This is a genomic window from Hansschlegelia sp. KR7-227, from assembly GCF_049446035.1.
In the GTDB taxonomy this organism is placed as follows: Bacteria; Pseudomonadota; Alphaproteobacteria; order Rhizobiales; family Methylopilaceae; genus Methylopila.
Genome location: NZ_JBMSEA010000005.1, coordinates 1 through 19,451, shown reverse-complemented (window position 1 = coordinate 19,451; position 19,451 = coordinate 1). Strand labels below are relative to the sequence as shown.

The following is a 19,451-nucleotide window of genomic DNA, read 5'->3' as shown; positions in this document are numbered from 1 at the left end:
GACGAAGGACGCGCCAACCACGAGTACGCCCAACGTTCTTCGGTCAATGGCTCGCATCAGAGGTCCCTCCAGTGGTTGCAGTTCCGGCGACGTGGTCCGGCGACAGCGTCTCGATAATGCGACAGTCGCGGACCACGCCGCTTCCACATTGGTGGATCATGGTCTCCAGTTCGCCTTTTAGCGCAGTGAGGTCGGCGATCTTCCGCTCGACCTCCGCGAGGTGTCCTCGCGCTATTTGGTCGACCGCCTCGCACGAACGGTCCTTCTGGTCCGCGAGACCGAGCAAGGCCCGCACCTGCTCAAGCGAGAAGCCGAGATCGCGAGAGCGACGGATGAAGCTGAGGCGGTTCAGGTGGGATCCGTCGTAAGCGCGGTAGTTGCCCGAGGTGCGGCGCGGGGCCGCCAGCAGACCGATGCGCTCGTAGTAGCGGATGGTCTCGACCTTGGTGTGGGTGGCCCGACCCAGTTCGCCGATCGCGAGGATGTCCGACATCGCTTGACCCTGTAGCTGCTACAGGGTCCATATCGGGCGTCACATCAGGTTTGTCGAGGTGACGACATGGCGGCCGCCAGCACGTTGAAGCTCCGAATCGAGGGCATGGACTGCGGATCCTGCGCCTCGAAGATCGAGACCGCGATGCGTCGCCTGCCGGGGGTCGCCGAGGTCGATGTCCGCGTCGCCGCTTCCACGATGTCGATCACCGTCGACGAGGACCGCACCAGCCGCGAGACAATTCGCACCAAGATCGACAGCCTTGGCTTCAAGGCGTCCGACTCGGCCTCTCCTGGCGAGACCTCCAGCGAAAATGACGGCCACGACGGCGCCTGGCACGCCTCCTCAAAGGGGAGGCTCGTGCTCGCGGCCGGGGCGCTGCTCGCCGCTGCCTGGGGCCTGTCGTTCGCCGAGCCCGGCTGGGCGGAATGGCCTTACGTGGCGGCCGCCGCCCTCGGCCTCGTTCCCATCGTCCGCCGCGCTGTCATGGGCGCGATCAACGGCACCCCTTTCAGTATCGAGACGCTCATGTCCGTCGCTGCCATCGGCGCCATCGCGATCGGCGAGGCGCCGGAGGCCGCCGTCGTGGTGTTCCTGTTCGCCGTCGGCGAGCTGCTCGAGGGAGTGGCGGCGAGCCGCGCGCGGGCCGGCGTCCGGGCGCTCGTCGACCTGATCCCGCGCTCCGCCCGGCGCATCCGCGGCGGCGCGATCGAGACGGTACCGGCCTCCGACCTCGAGGTCGGCGACCTCGTGCTGGTCCGGCCCGGTGACCGCATCCCGTCGGACGGCACGGTTGCGAGCGGGACCTCCGAGGTGAACGAGGCGCCCATCACGGGCGAGTCCCGGGCAGTCCTCAAGGAGGCTGGATCCGACGTCTATGCGGGCAGCGTCAACGCCAACGGCGAGCTACACGTGACGATCACCAAAGCGGCCGCCGACAACACGATCGCCCGCATCGTCCACATGGTCGAGGAGGCGCAAGGATCGAAGGCTCCGACGGCGCGCTTCATCGAGCGCTTCAGTCGCTGGTACACTCCCTCCGCCATGGCGTTCGCGCTCGCCGTCATCGTGGTTCCGCCATTGTTGGTGGACGGCGATTGGCAGACCTGGATCTACCGCGGCCTTGCCGTTCTGCTGATCGCGTGCCCTTGCGCTCTGGTGATCTCGACGCCTGCGGCGGTCGCGTCGGGTCTTGCTTCCGGCGCGCGGCGCGGGCTGCTGATCAAGGGAGGGGTGGCGCTCGAGGCCCTTGGGCGCGTCAAGACGGTCGCGTTCGACAAGACGGGCACGCTGACCGAGGGAAGGCCGAAGGTGGTCGACGTCGTGGCGCTGGATGGCGCGATGGAGACGGTCCTCGCCAAGGCCGCGGCGGTTGAGCGCAGCTCCAGCCACCCGCTCGGGGTTGCGATAGTCGAGGAGGCCGAGGCGCGGGCGATCGAGATCCCCCGCGCCTTCGGTGGCGGGACCGCGGTCCCGGGCAAGGCGGTGACTGCCCGGCTGTCGTCCGGCTTCGTCTCGGTAGGCTCGCCTCGGCACGCCTCCGAGCAAGGGCTCCTGACCCCCGAGGCGACCGAACGCGTCGCAGCTCTCGAGACCGAGGGTGCGACCGTGGTGGTCGTCAGCGACGGCAAGCGGGCGCTCGGCCTGATCGCGCTGAAGGACCGCCCCCGCGAGGACGCCAGGGAAGGCTTGGCGCGGCTGCGCGACCTTGGCCTGCACACCGTCATGCTCACCGGCGACAACGCCCGTGCAGCGGCCGCCATCGCTGCGGACCTCGGCGTGGCCCACAGCTCCGAACTCCTTCCGGACGCTAAGCTCAAGGCCATCGCCTCCCTGAGGGTCGGCGGTCCGGTCGCGATGGTGGGCGACGGCGTGAACGACGCCCCGGCGCTCGCCGCAGCCTCGGTCGGCGTGGCGATGGGCGGCGGCACGGACGTCGCGCTCGAGACCGCGGACGCGGCGCTGCTCAAGGATCGAGTCGGCGGCGTTGCGGAGCTCGTCGTCCTTTCGCGCGCCACATTGTCGAACATCTGGGTGAACGTGGCGCTGTCGCTCGGGCTGAAGGGCGCGTTCCTGGTCGCGACCCTGATCGGCGCCACCCCGCTCTGGATGGCGATCCTCGCCGACACCGGGGCGACGGTGCTGGTCACCGCGAACGCGCTCCGTCTGCTGCGCTTCGATCCCTCGGCGCCGGCTCGATGAGGGTGAACGCCGAAAAGACCTTCATGGGTTCGCTCGACCTGCACGAGGCCGAGGAAATTCAGATCCAAAAGCTGCGGCGGCTCATCGCCGACTGGACGACAGGGGCGCTGCAATGAAGCGGAGTGGATTGATCGCGGGCTTGGTGGTTGCGGCCGCGCTAAATCATGCCGCGGCGGCCGCCGACGAACTCGCCGTCAAGAAGACCTCCGGTTGCGGGTGCTGCATAGGCTGGATCCGCCACATGGAGGAGAACGGCTTCACGGTGAAGGCCGAAGATGTGCCGATGGGCGCCTTGATGCAGGACAAGCTCGCGGCGGGACTGCGGGTCGGTCAGACCTCGTGCCACACGGGCAGGATCGGGGGCTATATTGTCGAGGGACACGTGCCCGCCCGGGAGGTGCGCCGCCTTCTCGCCGAGCGTCCGGATGCGCTTGGACTGGCGGTCCCGGACATGCCGATAGGTTCGCCCGGCATGCCGGGGAAGGCCGAGGCATATGAGGTCCTGCTGCTAAAGCGAGGTGGCGACGCCGAGGTGTTCGCGAGCTATCCGGCGAGCCGCATCGATGGGGATTGACGGGCGTCGGAAAGCGCACGCGTTCGAACGTCGGCATGCAAAGATCGTCGGATCTGTTTTCGCCGCGGCCGCCTCGGACCTGCTACTGAAGGGCGTGGCGAAGGCCGGGATCGGCGATGGGTCGACGCCGTTCCTGCCATTCCTCAGTCTTCACCTGCAGGAGAACACCGGGATCAGCTTCAGCCTGTTTCCGGCGGAAGCGAATGGCGCCCTCCTGCTGCTGATCCTCGTCCAGTTCGCCGGAACGCTGTTCGTCGGCTGGCTTCTCGTAAGGGCGACCACCACGCCCGAGCGCCTCGGTTTCTCGCTGATCGTCGGAGGGGCGATCGGAAATCTGGTCGACCGCATCGCGAACGGTGCGGTGACCGATTTCCTTCACCTTCACCCCTTTGACGTCAGCCTCTTCACGTTTAATTTCGCCGACGTCCTCATCACCCTCGGCGTGTGCCTGGTCTTGTTCGACGCGGTCGCCGGACGAAGCCCAGCCGCCGACGGCGACGTCTAATCCAATCCTTGAGGCAGATGGGTCATGCGCCCAGCCTCCGTAGCGAGCCCATACCCCTTCACCAATCCATAGACCGCGGGAATCACCACCAGCGTCAGCACGGTCGACGAGACCATGCCGCCGATCATCGGGACAGCGATGCGCTGCATGACCTCGGAGCCGGCCCCGGTGCTCCAGAGGATTGGCAGCAGCCCGGCCATGATGGCGACGACCGTCATCAGCTTGGGACGCACACGCTCGACCGCTCCGACCATGATCGCCTCGGTCAGGTCGTTGCGCGTGAGCGCCTTGCCCTCGGCGGCGCGACGCGCCTTCAGCTCCGCGAGCGCGTGGTCGAGGTAGATCAGCATGATCACGCCGGTCTCGGCCGCGACGCCCGCGAGCGCGATGAAGCCGACCGCGACCGCGACCGACAGGTTAAAGCCGAGCCACCACATCAGCCAGAGCCCGCCCACCAGCGCGAAGGGGAGCGACAGCATGACGATCAGCGTTTCGGTCAGGCGGCGGAAGTTGAGGTAGAGCAGCAGGAAGATGAGGCCGAGCGTCAGCGGCACGACGATCTTCAGCCGCGCCTCGGCGCGCTCGAGATATTCGAACTGCCCGCTCCACTCGACCGACGATCCGGTCGGCAGCGTGACCTTCTCCGCCACGGCCTTCCGCGCGTCGTCGACATAGCCGCCGAGGTCGCGGCCGACGATGTCGACGAAGATGTAGATCGCGAGCCGGCCGTTCTCGGTGCGGATCGAGGTCGGTCCGCGGGTGCGCTTGATGCTCGCGACCTCAGCGAGCGGCACCGTGCCGCCTGAGGCCATCGGCACGAGCACCTCGCGGCCGATCGACTGCGGGTCGCTTCGCAGATCCCTGGGGTAGCGGATGTTGACGGCGTAGCGCTCGCGGCCCTCCACGGTGGTGGTCACGGTCTCGCCGCCGAGCGCGGTCGCGATCACGTCCTGCACGTCGCTCACCATCAGCCCATAGCGGGCGAGCGCCGAGCGGTCAGGCGTGATGTCGAGATAGTAACCGCCGATGACGCGCTCGGCGTAGGCGCTCGACGTCCCCGGCACGGTCTTGACCGCCTGCTCGACCTCGCGCGCGAGCTTTTCCATCGCGACGAGATCCGATCCGAACACCTTGATCCCGACCGGCGTGCGGATGCCGGTCGCGAGCATGTCGATGCGGGCGCGGATCGGCATCGTCCACGCGTTGGAGACGCCGGGGAACTGCAGCGCCTTGTCCATCTCGGCCTTGAGGCTCTCGGTCGTGACGCCCGGCCGCCATTCGGCCTTGGGCTTCAGGTTGATGATGGTCTCGGTCATTTCGCTGGGCGCCGGGTCGGTCGCGGTCGCAGCGCGGCCGGCCTTGCCGTAGACGGATGAGACCTCCGGGAACGACTTGATGATCCGGTCCTGCGTCTGCAGCAGTTCCGTGGAGCGCGAGACCGAGATGCCGGGCAGCGTGGTCGGCATGTACATCAGCGTGCCCTCGTCGAGCGGGGGCATGAACTCCGAGCCGAGCTGCATCGCAGGCCACCACGATGCGCCGAGCGCGGCCACGGCGAGCAGGATCGTCAGCGTCTTGGCCCGGAGCACGCCGCGGATGACCGGCCGGTAGAGCCAGATCAGCGCTCGGTTCAAGGGGTTCTTGTGTTCAGGCACGATGCGGCCGCGGACAAAAATCACCATCAGCGCGGGGACGAGCGTGACCGACAGCAGCGCTGCGGCCGCCATCGCGAAGGTCTTGGTGAAGGCGAGCGGCCCGAACAGCCGTCCCTCCTGGCTCTCCAGCGTGAAGATCGGCAGGAACGAGACCGTGATGATCAGGAGGCTGAAGAACAGCGACGGCCCAACCTCCTGGGCCGCCTCGATCAGCGTCTCCACCCGCGGCTTGCCCGGAGACGCGCGCTCGAGATGCTTGTGGGCGTTCTCGATCATGACGATCGCGGCGTCGATCATCGCTCCGACCGCGATCGCGATGCCGCCGAGGCTCATGATATTGGCCCCGATGCCGAGCGCCTTCATGGCTCCGAACGCCATCAGGATGCCGACCGGCAGCATCAGGATCGCGACCAAGGCGCTGCGGACGTGAGCCAAGAACACGATCGTCACCAGCGCGACGACGATGCTTTCCTCGACGAGCGTCGACTTCAGCGTCTCGATCGCGGCCTCGATAAGCTGCGAGCGGTCGTAGACCGGCACGATCTCGGTGCCGGCCGGCAGGCTTGGCATGAGGGCCGCGATCTTCGCCTTGACGTTGTCGATGACGTCGAGGGCGTTGGCGCCGAAGCGCTGCAGCACGATGCCGCTCGCGACCTCGCCCTCGCCGTTGAGTTCGGCGATCCCGCGCCGCTCGTCGGGCCCGAGTTCGACACGGGCGACGTCCTTCACGAGGACCGGCGCGCCGCCGTCGACCTTCAGGACCGCGTTCTCGATGTCGGAGACGCTCTTCAGGTAGCCGCGGCCCCGGACCATGAACTCGAACTCGCTGAGCTCGAGCGTCCGGCCGCCCGTGTCCATGTTGCTGCCGCGGACGACGTCGCGGACTTTTGACAATGGGACGCCGAGCGCCCGCAGGCGCTGCGGGTCGACCACCACGTTGTACTGCTTGGCGAACCCGCCGACGCTCGCGACCTCGGCGACGCCCTCGGCGGCCGACGCCCCGAAGCGCACCTGCCAGTCCTGGGTCGAGCGGGTCTCGGCGAGCGTCTGGTTCTTCGCCATGACGGCGTATTGGTAGACCCAGCCGACGCCGGTCGCGTCCGGCCCGAGCGTCGGCGTGACGTTCGATGGGAGGCGCGGGGCGGCGGCGCTCAGGAACTCCAGCACCCGGGAGCGCGCCCAGTAGGGGTCCGTGCCGTCCTGGAAGATGACGTAGACGAAGGACACGCCGAAGAACGAGAAGCCCCGCACGACCCTCGATTTCGGCACGGTCAGCATGGCGGTCGTGAGCGGATAGGTGACCTGGTCCTCGACCACCTGCGGCCCCTGTCCGGGGACTTCGGTGTAGACGATGACCTGGACGTCGGAGAGGTCCGGGATGGCGTCGAGCGGCAGGGTCTTCAGCGCGTACAGACCTCCGGCGACGGCGAAGGCGGTCGCGACCAGCACCAGCACGAGGTTGCGTGCCGACCACGCGATGAGCCGGGCGATCACTTCGGGTTCTCCGGCGCGGTCAGGCCCGAAAGCGCGGCCTTGAGGTTGCTCTCGGCGTCGATGAGGAAGTTGGCGCCGACCACGACGGTTTCGCCCTCGGCAAGACCCTCCCTGATCTCGACGAAGCCCTCGCTCCTCAGACCGAGCCTGACGGGTCGCGGCTCGAACCTGCCGTCGCTCGTCTCGACGAGCACGACCTGCCGGTCTCCGCTGTCGAGGACCGCGCTGTCGGGCGCCGCGAGCACCGCGCCGCCGTCTCCGGTCGCGATCTCGGCCTCGACATACATGTCGGGCAACAGCGCGCGATCCGGGTTCGAGAGCTCCACGCGGACGCGGGCGGTGCGGGTCTCGCGGTTGACGCCGGGGTAGATCAGGGCGACGCGCCCGGTCATCGTCCCGTCGGCGCCGCGCGGCCGGACGCTCGCCGGTTGGCCGACCGCCACCTTGGACAGGTCGCGCTCGGCGACGTCGAGCAGCGCCCAGACGACGGACATGTCGGCGAGCCGGAACATCTCGTCGCCTGGCATCGCCTGCATGCCGTCGACCGCATTGCGCGACAGGATCAGCCCGTCGCGCGGGGCCGGCCAGGCGATCGTCGCAGGCACCTTTCCGGAGGCGGCGATGGCGTCGATCACCGCGGCGGGCACGTCGAGGTTCTCGAGCCGGCGCCGCGCCCCGTCGACGACCGCGCGCCCGGCCCCGGAGGGCTGGCCGACCACGGACAGAAACTGCGCCGCGGCCGCCGCGACCTCGGGCGAATAGACCTGCATCAGGACCTGGCCCTTGCGGACGGGCTCGCCGGTCGTGACCTGCTCGACCTTCTGGACGAAGGACTGGGAGCGAACCGACACCACCGACACACGGCGCTCGTCGAGCTGGATCGACCCGCTCGCCCGGAGCGGCGCGCCGAGCGTCCGGCGCTCGAGCCTCTCCGTGCGCACGCCCGAGCGTTGCCGCTTGCCCTGGCTGACGATGACCGCGCCGCCATCGTCCTCGCCCTCCCGGACGGGGATGTAGTCCATCCCCATCGAGTCCTTCTTCGGAACGGGAGAGGTGTCCGGCAGGCCCATCGGGTTGCGGTAATAGAGGATGCGGTCCCCGGACGGCCCCGAAGCGGCGGCGGGCGCCGCCGCCGACGTCGCCGCGACGGTCTCGCCCGTGGAGGGATCGAAGCCGACGTCCTCGCCCACGCGCACGACGGCGAACGGTTTGCCGTCCGGGGTTGTCCGGGGCGCGGCCGAGTAGACCGGGCGGCCGTCCGGGTCGCGGTAGTAGAGGATCGGGCCGGCCGCGGCGGTCGCAGCGGATCGATCTTCCGCCTGAACCATCGTTGCGCCCGGCGCCATGCCGCGCTGCCCCGCCCAGTAGCCGCCGCCCGCGAGGGCTGCGGCCAGCAGGATCCCGCCGACGGAGGCCGCCGCCTTCATGGCTTGGCCTGCAGCACGAGCTTGCCCTCGACCGTGCCGGTCTCGCCCTGCACCTTGGCCGCGAGCGACAGCCGCCAGCCGCCCTCCATCGTGAGCTTGGTCTTGAACCGATAGACGCCGAGCTGGTCGGAGGGCGTGGAGGCGATAGCGGAGGACATGGTGGGCATGCCGTCCGGCGCCATGTCGATCCGGGTCGCGTAGATCACGGCGTCCGGAACGGGCTTTGAGGTCCGCGTGTCGACGAGGCGCACCGCCACAACGGCCTCACCCACTTTGGCGACGCTTTCTACGAGCTGAAACTCATAATCGGCGGCGTCGCCGAGCGCGGGAGACAGAGAGGCGGCCGAGATGACGGCGGCCAGCATCGCGGCGCGCGAGCGCCGACCTTGGAGCCTGGACATTGCTGAAATCCGAAGTGCGTCGGCGTCCGGCGTTCGGCCGGACTTGTCTCCCGTAGCCTTGCGGCCACAGGTTCGAGACCGCGCGGGCTTTCAAACCCGCACGGCGCGATACGGCGCCTGAGGCGCCGCGGACGGACTTCAGATTCGGGGAGGTCGGGCCGGCGGTCCCGGAACCGGTCCGGCGCGGGCGGCGTCGTCACCAGGGCGGACGACTGACAGAGCCAAGGTCTGATGCGATCTGGTCATGGCCGCCATCGGCGCGGCGGGGGCGCACTTCGTCATGCAGGTCGCGAGCAACGGACAGCTCTTCTGGCAGTCCGGCATCACCGGAGCGTCGTCCGGGCAGCAGGGCATTTCGGCCACGCCGGGTTCGACGGCGACCATAGCGGCAAACATCGCAGCACCGGCCACGGCGGTCTGCGGCGCAAGCGAAACCGCGCCGACGCCGATCATCAGCATCAACACCAGCAATCGCCGCAACCAGACGCGCGTATTCATGCCGATGAGCATGCGCCAAAATTCCGCCCGCGGGAAGACGACTGAACCAAATCCACTCTCATATTGGCGGACTTGTCGATCAGGCTCGCGCCGCACCGTCGACAGCCGATTGGTTCCTCAGCCTGCCCTCGAGCCGACGGAGCTCGATTTGATGCCTTTCCCGCAACTTTGTGACGACGCCCATCGCCTCGACCAGTTTTGTGGCCAGAAGACGATTCTCCGCCTCGAGTTCTCCATTGGTTTCCCGCAGTGCCTTGATCGCGTCCAGAGCAGTGACACGGCCAGCGGGCGACTTCTTGACCCGAGCCATACTTGCCAGGATCGCGGTGCGCGCCGCAGGAAATCGACAGCCGGCGTGACCGATCAAAGTCCTGCTATGTCCCGCTTCGATGGCGACCGATACGATGTTGATCTTCAATCTGCCGCGCGCCGCACGCTGAATCAGAGCCCTGTTGGTCGGCCGGCCCGCCTCCAGCCGCGCCAACGCCGCCATGAAATCATTTTCGTCAGCAGCCATGAGGAACCTCCTTCGCTTCGAGAGCCGCGACATCGACGCCAAGCTTGCGCAGCACGGCCGACGATGTCTTCAGCCGCTCTTCCGCGACCAGGACCATGCCGCCTCCACCTGCAGAACCGTGTTCGCGCTTCACTTCGAGATTTTTGAGATGTCTTTTGCGCCAGAATTCGACCTGATCTTGTGTCACCATCAGATTTGCGCAGCCGGAGCAAATCTCCGGACGCCGAATGACGTAGTTTGGTGAGCGTTGTGACAGCTGGAAGCTTCCTTCAGCCTGATAATGACAACGGGCCGTCTCAGGACGAAAGAAACACTCCCCCCACTCTGCTGGATAGAGGCGAAGGTTCTCTTGCCGAATGAGCTGATGAAAGGCCTCGATCCGGTCCTTGGCCTCTATAAACGTCGCCAGATAAGCCTCAATCTCATTTTTCCGTTCGGTGAACATCTTGGCCATCGGGCCGGCCGCGACGGCGTCGCCGTCAAAAATACCGGCCAATCTTCGCGCGCCCATCATCGCGTCGACGTCGTCGATAATGCCGAGCAGTTCCGGGTCCGTGTCCAGATATCCCTGCTCGGTGACGGCGATGCTGACATGCTTGAAGTGATCCGAGACGGCAGCCAACAACCGTTCATCCGTCCGCACCATGAACATCGCAAAAGCTCGCCGCCATTGCGCAGGCATGATGCTCCAATCGCTATTCTCTCCAGGTATCTCCACGTATTTCGCGACAAACGCTTTCTGTCCGCGCAAGAGCGCCCAAATCTGGAACGGACCTGACTTGAAATCACGGAGCGAGTTCGACTCATTGAGCGACAGAAAGAGCTCTTTTGCCTCCTGGCCGTTGCGCCAAGAACCAAGGATCTTATCGAGCGCAAGTATCGCGCCGACCGCCGGCGGAACGTATTCCGTCCCTGCCGCTCGTGCTCCTGCAATCCATCGGACTTCGCGGAAACTGCTCTCGCTCTTGTAGACGCGCCCCTTGAGGTAGAAAATCTCCTGCAAGCCAGTGTCGGAGGTCTCCATGGTGAGGCAGGCTGGCCAACCTGCGTCAGAGTCGCGCGGCTCGGAGCACAGCCCGCAGATCTCAGTGCTACGAATCCCGATCAATCCCTGAAGGACCAGCGAGCATGCGATCGTAAATTCCTTGATCAACCCAAAAAGTATTCGTCTGGGCGTGGCCTTCGTCTTGTAATTGTCGGGCCTCTGCAGGCCGCCGCGATCTTGATAGGTCTCGTCTGCGAAACCAGGTCGCCATGGCTCGGGCAACGATCCGCCGTCATCGAAGACAAAGTCTCGGATTGCGTCATCGCCCGCCTCGTATCTGTCCTGCTTCCCGGCGCTTCCGATCGCCAACAGGTACAGATCCAGAACTCGCTGCAGGTCGCGCGCCGGCGCCTCAAGCCACGAACAGGCCCGGTTCAGCACCGCAAGCACGACGTCGTCAGGCGTCAATCGGCGCTTTTGTGACGGACGTGTCGCGCCCAATTCCCGCACGACTTTATGGGTCGACTCTCCGCCATAAGGGTGACGTGGCATCACGTCTTCAGGATTCCCTGACAACGCAAACCGTTGTTCGTATATTCGCGGCAATATATCGAACGAATTGACTACGTTCTGAGTAGTCTTGACCGACGACGTTTGCATGAACTTTCGTTCAGTCAGCCACGACTTGAAATCGACGACCGCGAGATCATCAATCGCAGCAAAGTTTGGCGTGCCGCTCTCAGCCATCCATTGTATGACAGCGCGAAGGGCGATCGAGATCTTCGGCATCGTCAACGCCTTCGGTGGCGCTCCACGACTGTTCTGAACCATCAAGCTCCAAACGAATTTCTTGCAGCTTTCGACAATGTTTCGCCACTGCTCATCGGTGCTGCAGGAACCGTCCGTCATCGGAAATTTCCAGTTGACGGCAGTAAATTTGTAGCCTGCCGTCTCGACGACATAAGTCCAGACGTCGTCAGACCAGGCGCTGAATTTGGTGACCTGCTGAGGCCAGCTTTCAATGGCGCTGCCGCCTGAGTAAGCTTGTTCTTGCGTCATGTCGGAGCGCCTCAATCGAGCGTGGGAAGAGACGGCAGCAACATGCTGTCGGCTTCGGCTTCGACATGAGCGTTGAACTTGGGAAACCACCCTTCATTCAAAGCTTTCAGCTGGGGCGCCCACTCGACGAGCCAGCGCTGGGGCGCGACTTCCGAGCGCGCCTCGACAATCCTCTGCCGCAGCTGCCGCAGCCGCACCAAAGCGACGGGGTCATTGAGATCCACCCAGCTCAATGGGCAGGCGGGGCAATACCCGTAGGCTGAACACGCCTTTCCTTCTTCTTGTCCGACGACCGGCGAATATGCTGGTTCCAAGCAATTGAACCCGAGCGTCGCTGCGCTGCGCGGGCCGCCCATATGGACCGGATTTCGCGCGTCCGACTTACCTCCTGAGGCGAGATACCGCTCCCGCCACTCCATCGCGCGCGCCAACGCCTCCAAAGCCAGCTTCCGCGACCCATCAGAGCTATAATGTGTATATGCGGTGTTGACCGAGCTGTGGTTCATGACATCCCGAACAGCGAGCATGTCACCCCCTGAAAGAAAGTAGGTAATCTCAGCGCCGCTTTTTCTCAGGCCGGACAGACCAAAACTTTCAATCCCTTTATGGCGGTCGCAAAACTCCTGAAGAGTTCCAGGCCAATGTTTATTATTGAGACGGTTGCCGTCATGCAGAAACGTCGCCGCATATCGGGTCTTCGACTCATAGGCGAAGACATAGTCATTCTGAGATGCGGGTAGCCGCTTATAGACTGTATTGTTGTATTCACGAAGTATGAGCAACAGACGAACGGGGCTGGATAGATCAGTCAACCCCGAAGCGAATGACCGCTCCTGCCTTTTCCCGGCTCTGGGCTTCTCGCCTCCGACCACCCAACGCCTTTCTCCGAAAAAGACATGGTCTTCCCGAATATCGCTCCACTTCAAACTTAGAACGGTGGTCGCGTTGAAGAAGGTGTCCATAGCGATCATGATTACAAAAGGCGCAATCATGCGTCTATTAAAGTACAGATATGCAGTCACGTCGTCCGTCGAGTAGTAGTGACGCATCGCTCTTTCGAGACCCGGGCGCTCTTTCTTAAGTTGTTCACCGGCAATAATAAGCCCACCATATGCAACGAAAATGGTTTTGATAGCGGTCTTTATATCCTTATAGGCAGTCATCGGCGCGTTGGCCGGCGGCACACTTATAGAATTGTCGATCTTGATATCTTGACCTCGCTTCAGCAAAGCGACAGTCGATCTTATCTCCTGTAGACACGCCGATCGCACAAGGGCGAGCTGGCTGATGGAAAGCGGATCTCTGGGCTGAATCTTATGGTGGCGAAGCCGTGCGACAGTTCGGTTGAGATCGATCGTAGGGTTTAGTTCGAACCTGGTTTCCGACCGACACCACCTGAGAAACTGACGGATCGCGTTGTATCGAATACCGACAGTTTGCGGCGAAAGAGATTTGACGATCTTCGCTTTGTCTTCGTATCTGTATTCCAGCAGCCAACGTTCATAATCTCTCATCACGCTCACTGAAAGATGAGATACGCCGAAATCGCTTTGTGTCCCGCCATAATAATCGACAATAAAGTTCGTAAAAAACTCAAAATAATCAGCCATCTTGTGAATAGACGACTGCTGTCGGGCCCGAGTGCCGCCTTTGGACAAGTAGTCTCCAAAAGCTTGCGCAAGTGACATGCACTCAAGCCTTCGCGTTAGAAATGCTTCAAACAGGACGCCGTTAATATCGCGTATCTTGCAAACTGCAACACCGTCACGCGCTTCCACGTGCGATATAAACGGATCGGGTGAGACCGCCGCTCTGCGAAGAGCTACAGCCGAAGCCGCCCGCTTAAAATGAGCTCCCGGGACAATCTTTCGAGCCTGATTACTAGCGACGCTCATCCGCCAACCCCAACATGAACGCGTGATACTTATCGGCCATCTCTGCTTCTTGTGATTGCAAGCCGCGCAAATATTTCTCCGTCGTCCCGCGGGTGCTGTGTCTCATGCGAGACTGAACCTTGCGGATCGCCGCGCTCGGATTCACCGACTTGTTGACGCTGTAGGAAGTCACCGCGAAGGTGTGGCGCAACTGATGGAACGAATACGCAGGGACCAGCACGGTCTCGATGACGTTCTCGCCGGTTTTTTCGTCTGTGATCGGATGACCGGTTTCGGGATCGAGGACGAACCTGGCGCGAGGCACAAGTAGGCCGGCGCGTCGAACCGCCTTCGTAAAGGCGCGCATCGCCGTGTCGGTCTTGATGGGGCTACCTATGTCACGACTGTTGGCGTGGAGGTCGTTGAGAAACAACGCCGTCGGCTCAGCCTTGCTGAACTTCCCAAGGTTTCGGGCCGCATTCACGATCTCCTGGCGCTGTCCGAGCATGAAGGAATGCAACGCCCGGACAAGGATCACCGGCATGAGGATCGTGCCGCTCTTGTTGCCTTTCGTTACCGGCAAAAATATTCCGACAAGCTCCCAGTCGTCCTTTCCGGAGGCCTTCTGAAACGCATGCTCGACCTGATGGATCGTCAGAGAGCAGACCTCCTCGACTCGCATGCCAGACTGCAGAGCACATTCCACCATGAGCCTGTCGCGGGTCGGCTTCTCACCACAGTCCTGGTAGGGAGAGGGACCGAGAGCGCTGCGGAGCGCGACCAAATGCTCCGGCTCGATCAACGTCTGGTCCTTTGTCCGTTTGGCGAACCCCGACACTGCGTCGGCCAATTCGCCTCTGGATGGATCATGATTTGATCCTGCTCCAAGCAATCGCCGGGGCACGAAACCGGGATCCCAATGGGTGAGGCCCTGCCGAAAGGCCCATCGATAAAATTCGAGAACCGTCCCTACCCGCCGGGCGATGGTCTTCCCCGCGTAGTGAACGCGCGTGATCTGCGAAACCGCCTCCTCGAGCGTGGAGGCATAGAAAGCCACCTCGTCCTTCTCGACGGCGTTCCAGGCGATCTCCGTCACCGCCAAAAACGTCCACCACTGAGCCAGATCGTCGGCGTATGCCGCCTGCGTATTTTTCCAGCGCTCCCCCTTATGAGCTTGAACGCAGCGATTGCGCATGAATTGGTTCGCCGGCGTGATCGGAACCAAGTCACTGTCGAAGAGCATGACGAAGCCTGTCGGCATCGAAACTCCGCGCATCAGCGCGGCGTCAAAAACGGCTTCGTCGTTGGCGACCGAACGGATGCGCCTGACGAGGGTTTGCGGAAGTGACATCAGCTGTCGCTTGGCCTTGAACGAATAGGCGGTCTGGCTAGCCGCTCGGCCGGGCAATACCGGTGGTGTAGGCATAAGCGTACCCCTCCGCAGGTTGCGGAATCCTTGCCGATCGGAAAGGCGGAAAAATCGATCGAGGGATACGCCGCGCAGGCGGCGATCATTCTCGAACCGATCTCCACACGCTTCTTGCTGAGGGACAGCCCGTCTTCCGGATCGCTAAACGATGCGCGGATTACCCGCGCTCGGAAGGGCGTAGCGCCTGTATCCAGACGCACGAAGGGACCACGCTTTTGCGAAGCCCGACTGAGCGGAGGTGATCGTTCGCCTCTCCAGATGCGATGTCAAGTCGCCAAGCGAGGCAGAAGGCATGCGCTCAGGAGCCGCGGGTCAAGTTTTAGAAGTATATTCCGCTTCGTCGAGCTTCTGAAAAGCCATTTCAATTTATGTTTAGGCGCTCTATAATATCTTTATGCCGTAACATTTCGAAAATGTATTTTTATATCTTTGTTATAAAAAATCAACAATGTGTTCTTCTCTGTCGCTTGTGACATGCCAGCTATCAGCAGTATGAGCGTCAAACTTTTTCAATTTCCAGAGGGAAGAACAGATTTTATGAGCCCCAATGGCCAATTCGGCGATTAGCGGGCCTTTCGCTGGTTTTTGTATATGGATACTCAAATTCAAATGCCAATCAGCAATAGCGATAGCGCCGAAAATCTGACGTGAACGTTTTGGTGTGTCCATATAGTGAACCCTATATGGGGTGTATGTGTTCAGTGTTCAATTTTTAGAGTATAGACGTCGCGCCCGTATCGGCGTAGCGGCCTGACGAGAAAGAGACCAAAATGACGTTCGCCGGCCCAGCTTTGTCGTTCGGCCGCCCGACCTCTCCAGGCTTGACGCTTCGCGCTCGACGCCCCAGTAGGCGTGTTGCAAGCTCCTACGGCTCTCACCGGCCCGGCCTTCTACAGACGCCAACTGATGCTCGAGGCTGAGCGCGCCGCGACGACCGCAGGCCGCCCATTCGTACCATCAGCTGAAATTGGCTCTTGACCCGAAAGCCGACGTTCAGTGCCGCGTTAGAAGCGAATATTCAGCTCGATGGGTTGCGTGGACGAGGATCAGCAACGCCGTCGACGCGATCGCGCCGAGCGCGCCGCCTTCGCCCGCGTAGCGCGCCGTCATCACGGCCTTGCCGTGGCCCGGCGAGAAGGCGTGGAGTAAGCCGAAGCCGAACGCGGCGGCGACCAGTAACGGGGTGCCCGTCAGCCCTTCGGTCGCGAGGCCGTTCAGCGCGGCGACCACCTCGCCGTAAAGCCACCTCTGGCGCTCGACGATCGATCCCATGGATGAGGCCTCGCCCACGACCGTGACAGGCGCATGGCGGCTCATGCGACGGCCGTTGTGATCGCGGCGAGCGAGACGTAGCGGCCGACCTTGGCGAGGGTGACGAGGGCGAGAAACGACCACAGCGGTTCGCGCAGCACGCCCGCCACCAGTGTCAGCGGATCGCCGACGATCGGCGCCCAGCTCAAAAGCAGCGACCAGCGCCCCCATCTTCCATACCAGCCCTTGGCGCGCTCGAGCGCCGCGTCCGAGACCGGGAACCAGCGCCGCCCGCGGAAGCGCTCGACCTGTCGGCCCAGGATCCAGTTCACGATCGAGCCGAGGACGTTGCCGACGCTCGCGACAGCAACCAGCGCCCAGACGGGCTGCGCTTCGGACAGCACGAGCCCGACCAGCAGCGCTTCCGACTGTGCGGGCAAGATGGTGGCTGCGGCGAACGCCGAGGCGAACAGCCCAAGATAGGCGACGAGGTCGGCCACGGCTCAGGAGCGCCCGGCGTCGGGCCATTGCGGATGCAGGCGGTCGATGACGATCGGGTGCGTGTGGACGTGGGTGTGCCCGGCGGCCGGCGCTTCGCGGAGATGCGGATGGTCGGGGTCGAGGCCGGGATGGGCGTGCTCGACCGCGTCGTCCTCCGCCTTGGGCCACAGGATGAACGTCGCGACGACGGCGGCCGCAGCGACGCCTGCGAGCGCGAGGAACGCGACGGACATTCCCGCCCTCGCACCGACCCAGCCCGCGACCGGGTACGTTAGCAACCAGCAGGCGTGCGACAGGGCGAACTGCGCGGCGAACACCGCGGGGCGATCCTCGGCATGGGCGGAACGGCGAAGCAGCCGACCGCCCGGCGTCTGCGTCACCGAGGTCCCGACGCCGAGGGCCAACCAGAGCGCCAGCAGCGCGCCGAAGGATTGGACGACCGGGCCGAGCGCGAGGGCGATGGCGAGCAGCGTGGCGCCGAGCAGCATCACCGGCCGGTCAGGCATCCGGTCGAGCGCCTTGGGCAGAGAAAGGGCGGCCGCCATCGAGCCGGCGCCGTAAGCCCCGAGCGCGAGCGCGGTCTGGGACTGGCCGAGGCCAAGCCCGGCCTGGACGATGACGACGGTGTTGACGATGACCATGGCGCTCGCCGCGGCCACCGCGAGCGTCAGCGCCAGCAATCCACGCAGCCGCGGCGTCGCGAGGTAGATCCGCGCGCCGCGGGTCGTCCGGTCGTAGATCCCGCGTCGCTCGGCGGACTTGGGCGTCGGCAGCGCGACCGAGACCACCAGCGCGGCCGAGGCGAGGAAGCCGACCACGGTCCCTGCAAACAGCGCGTGGAAGCCGACGACGGTCAGCAGCGCGGCCGCAAGCATGGGGCTGACGATGCTCTCCATGTCGTAGGCGAGCCGCGAGAGCGACAGCGCGCGGGTGTAGTCGCGCTCGTCCGGCAGCACGTCCGGGATCGTCGCCTGAAAGGTCGGGGTGAAGGCGGCGGAGGCCGACTGCAGGCAGAAGATCAGGACGTAGATCTGCCAGATCTCCGTCACGAACGGCAGCGAGACCGCGACCGCGGCGCGCACGAGGTCGAGCGCGACCAGCATGGTCCGACGCGGCAGGCGGTAGGCGAAGGCTGCGGCGACCGGCGCGACCACGACATAGGCCAGCATCTTGATCGCGAGCGCGGTCCCGAGCACGGCGCCCGCGTCCTTGCCCGCAAGCTCGTAGGCGAGCAGCCCGAGCGCGACCGTGGCGAGCCCGGTCCCGATCAGAGCGATCGCCTGCGCGAGGAACAGGCGTCGGTAGGTGCGGTTCGACAGTACGCTCAGCACGGCGCGCTCACAGGTATTTGGTGATCGCCTTGAACTCGTCGAGCGAGCGGCGCTGCTCGCGGCCTTGCGTCCCGGCCGCGTCCTCGAGGCAGTGGTCGACGTGGTCCTGGATAAGCGCGCGCTTGGCCTGCGCCACGGCCTTCTCGACCGCGTAGAGCTGCTGGGCGACATCGACGCACGGCTTCCCGGACTCGATCATCTCGATGACGCTGCGCAGGTGCCCCAGCGCCCGCTTCAGGCGCGCGACGACTTGCGGGTGGCTCTCGTGAAGATGCGGCTCGGACATGAACTCTGTCCTATCCCCCTGGAGGGGATATGGCAACGCGTCGCGGGGCGCGGCCTCGACGGGCGGACGGCGACGCAGCTATGGTCCGGCCCGATGACGATCAAGCGCCTCCTCGACCGGACGCTGCGCATCGCGACCGTGCTCGCGATCGCGCTGGCCGTCCTGTCGGCGCCGACCGGGCATTCCGCCTCGCACGACCCGCTGGCGCTGGCCGCCGCCGAGGCCGAACGGCACGCGGCGCTCGCCGCCGAGATCGCCGAGCACGGCCATGCCCACGAAGAGGGCGACGCCGACGAGCAGAGCCCGGGACACACCCACGGGCACGACTCCGCCGACCACCTCCACGACAAGGCGGGCGCGCCCCCGTCCTTCCTCGCCCAGGCCTTGCCCGCGACCCGGTCGGTTACGCTGTCAGCCGTCGCTCAGACCGGGGGCGACTCGCTCACCTCCGGCCTGAAGCGTCCACCGAGACCGTCCTTCGCCGCTTGAGCTCCAGCCGTCGCAGCGCGGCCGGCCCCATCGACGAACAACGGATCCTCACATGCACCTACCTCCAAGAGGGGGCGGGCCAAACGCGCACGCGTCGCGCCGCCTCGCCCTCGCGCGCCTGTTTGGCGTCTCCGCCGCCCTGATCGTCCCCGCCTCCGCGCTCGCCCATGCGGTCGCGGAGGGCGACAAGGGCTACATCCAGGAGATCTCTGGCGTGAACCTGATCTCCTTCGCGTATCTCGGCGCCAAGCACATGGTGACCGGGTACGACCACCTGCTGTTTCTGGCCGGAGTGATCTTCTTCCTCTACCGAATGAAGGACATTGGCCTCTACGTCAGCCTGTTCGCGCTCGGCCACTCCACGACCATGCTGCTCGGCGTCTACCTCAACGTCGGGATCAACAGTTATCTCATCGACGCGATCATCGGCCTGTCGGTCGTCTACAAGGCGCTCGACAACATGGGCGCGTTCCAGCGCTG

19 protein-coding genes are annotated in these 19,451 nt (G+C 64.5%); 5 read left to right on the top strand and 14 right to left on the bottom strand.

The annotated features are described in order from the left end of the window. Positions 1-43: 43 nt before the first annotated feature. Complete coding sequence (locus ACO2RJ_RS20230; protein WP_128778382.1) at positions 44-493, bottom strand: MerR family transcriptional regulator; 450 nt, start codon at positions 491-493, stop codon at positions 44-46. A gap of 66 nt (positions 494-559) precedes the next feature. Between ACO2RJ_RS20230 and ACO2RJ_RS20225 the strand changes: the two genes are divergently transcribed. From ACO2RJ_RS20225 to lspA, 3 genes are all read left to right on the top strand, one after another. Next, a complete protein-coding gene (locus tag ACO2RJ_RS20225; protein ID WP_423269972.1) occupies positions 560-2,695 on the top strand; it encodes a heavy metal translocating P-type ATPase in 2,136 nt (711 codons plus the stop codon). 127 nt (positions 2,696-2,822) lie between these two features. Beyond that, positions 2,823-3,269 carry a DUF411 domain-containing protein gene (locus ACO2RJ_RS20220; RefSeq protein WP_245479729.1) on the top strand — a complete coding sequence of 149 codons (447 nt, stop codon included), beginning with the start codon at positions 2,823-2,825 and terminating at the stop codon, positions 3,267-3,269. Continuing rightward, complete coding sequence (gene lspA, locus ACO2RJ_RS20215) at positions 3,259-3,774, top strand: signal peptidase II (protein ID WP_128778441.1); 516 nt, start codon at positions 3,259-3,261, stop codon at positions 3,772-3,774. The genes ACO2RJ_RS20220 and lspA overlap by 11 nt, the downstream gene beginning before the upstream one ends. Here the strand turns inward: lspA and ACO2RJ_RS20210 are convergent. The 13 genes from ACO2RJ_RS20210 to ACO2RJ_RS20150 all read right to left on the bottom strand — a co-directional run bounded on the left by ACO2RJ_RS20210 (position 3,771) and on the right by ACO2RJ_RS20150 (position 18,482). Further along, complete coding sequence (locus ACO2RJ_RS20210; protein ID WP_128778379.1) at positions 3,771-6,923, bottom strand: efflux RND transporter permease subunit; 3,153 nt, start codon at positions 6,921-6,923, stop codon at positions 3,771-3,773. The genes lspA and ACO2RJ_RS20210 overlap by 4 nt on opposite strands. Then, on the bottom strand, positions 6,920-8,350 hold the full coding sequence (locus ACO2RJ_RS20205) for an efflux RND transporter periplasmic adaptor subunit (protein ID WP_423269971.1): 1,431 nt from the start codon (positions 8,348-8,350) through the stop codon (positions 6,920-6,922). The genes ACO2RJ_RS20210 and ACO2RJ_RS20205 overlap by 4 nt, the downstream gene beginning before the upstream one ends. Beyond that, positions 8,347-8,751 carry a FixH family protein gene (locus tag ACO2RJ_RS20200; RefSeq protein WP_128778378.1) on the bottom strand — a complete coding sequence of 135 codons (405 nt, stop codon included), beginning with the start codon at positions 8,749-8,751 and terminating at the stop codon, positions 8,347-8,349. The genes ACO2RJ_RS20205 and ACO2RJ_RS20200 overlap by 4 nt, the downstream gene beginning before the upstream one ends. 138 nt (positions 8,752-8,889) lie before the next feature. Beyond that, complete coding sequence (locus ACO2RJ_RS20195) at positions 8,890-9,261, bottom strand: hypothetical protein (RefSeq protein ID WP_128778377.1); 372 nt, start codon at positions 9,259-9,261, stop codon at positions 8,890-8,892. Positions 9,262-9,328: 67 nt separating this feature from the next. Further along, the gene (locus tag ACO2RJ_RS20190; RefSeq protein ID WP_128778376.1) at positions 9,329-9,766 is read right to left on the bottom strand and encodes a hypothetical protein; all 438 of its coding nucleotides are present in this window, start codon (positions 9,764-9,766) and stop codon (positions 9,329-9,331) included. Continuing rightward, positions 9,756-11,810, bottom strand: a complete 2,055-nt coding sequence (locus tag ACO2RJ_RS20185) for a hypothetical protein (RefSeq protein ID WP_128778375.1) — start codon at positions 11,808-11,810, stop codon at positions 9,756-9,758. Before ACO2RJ_RS20185 ends, ACO2RJ_RS20190 begins: the two co-directional genes overlap by 11 nt. An 11-nt stretch (positions 11,811-11,821) precedes the next feature. After that, positions 11,822-13,498 (bottom strand): hypothetical protein, encoded by a 1,677-nt coding sequence (locus ACO2RJ_RS20180; RefSeq protein WP_423269970.1) that lies wholly within the window; start codon positions 13,496-13,498, stop codon positions 11,822-11,824. 193 nt (positions 13,499-13,691) lie between these two features. After that, positions 13,692-15,110, bottom strand: coding sequence for a tyrosine-type recombinase/integrase (locus tag ACO2RJ_RS20175; protein WP_128778373.1), 1,419 nt, complete (start codon positions 15,108-15,110; stop codon positions 13,692-13,694). 435 nt (positions 15,111-15,545) lie between these two features. Further along, positions 15,546-15,782 (bottom strand): hypothetical protein, encoded by a 237-nt coding sequence (locus ACO2RJ_RS20170; RefSeq protein ID WP_128778372.1) that lies wholly within the window; start codon positions 15,780-15,782, stop codon positions 15,546-15,548. A gap of 324 nt (positions 15,783-16,106) precedes the next feature. Continuing rightward, positions 16,107-16,430, bottom strand: a complete 324-nt coding sequence (locus ACO2RJ_RS20165; RefSeq protein ID WP_423269969.1) for a hypothetical protein — start codon at positions 16,428-16,430, stop codon at positions 16,107-16,109. Further along, entirely contained in the window at positions 16,427-16,864 is a 438-nt protein-coding gene (locus tag ACO2RJ_RS20160; RefSeq protein ID WP_128778370.1) for a YqaA family protein, read from the bottom strand. Before ACO2RJ_RS20160 ends, ACO2RJ_RS20165 begins: the two co-directional genes overlap by 4 nt. 3 nt (positions 16,865-16,867) lie before the next feature. Further along, a complete protein-coding gene (locus ACO2RJ_RS20155) occupies positions 16,868-18,196 on the bottom strand; it encodes an MFS transporter (protein ID WP_128778369.1) in 1,329 nt (442 codons plus the stop codon). A 7-nt stretch (positions 18,197-18,203) separates the two neighbouring features. Further along, the gene (locus tag ACO2RJ_RS20150; protein WP_128778368.1) at positions 18,204-18,482 is read right to left on the bottom strand and encodes a metal-sensing transcriptional repressor; all 279 of its coding nucleotides are present in this window, start codon (positions 18,480-18,482) and stop codon (positions 18,204-18,206) included. A gap of 93 nt (positions 18,483-18,575) precedes the next feature. Here ACO2RJ_RS20150 and ACO2RJ_RS20145 point away from each other — a divergent pair, with 93 nt between their 5' ends. Both ACO2RJ_RS20145 and ACO2RJ_RS20140 read left to right on the top strand, forming a co-directional pair. Next, complete coding sequence (locus tag ACO2RJ_RS20145; RefSeq protein ID WP_128778367.1) at positions 18,576-18,971, top strand: hypothetical protein; 396 nt, start codon at positions 18,576-18,578, stop codon at positions 18,969-18,971. Positions 18,972-19,023: 52 nt separating this feature from the next. Next, on the top strand, positions 19,024-19,451 hold a 428-nt coding region (locus ACO2RJ_RS20140; RefSeq protein WP_423269968.1), incomplete at its 3' end, for a HupE/UreJ family protein.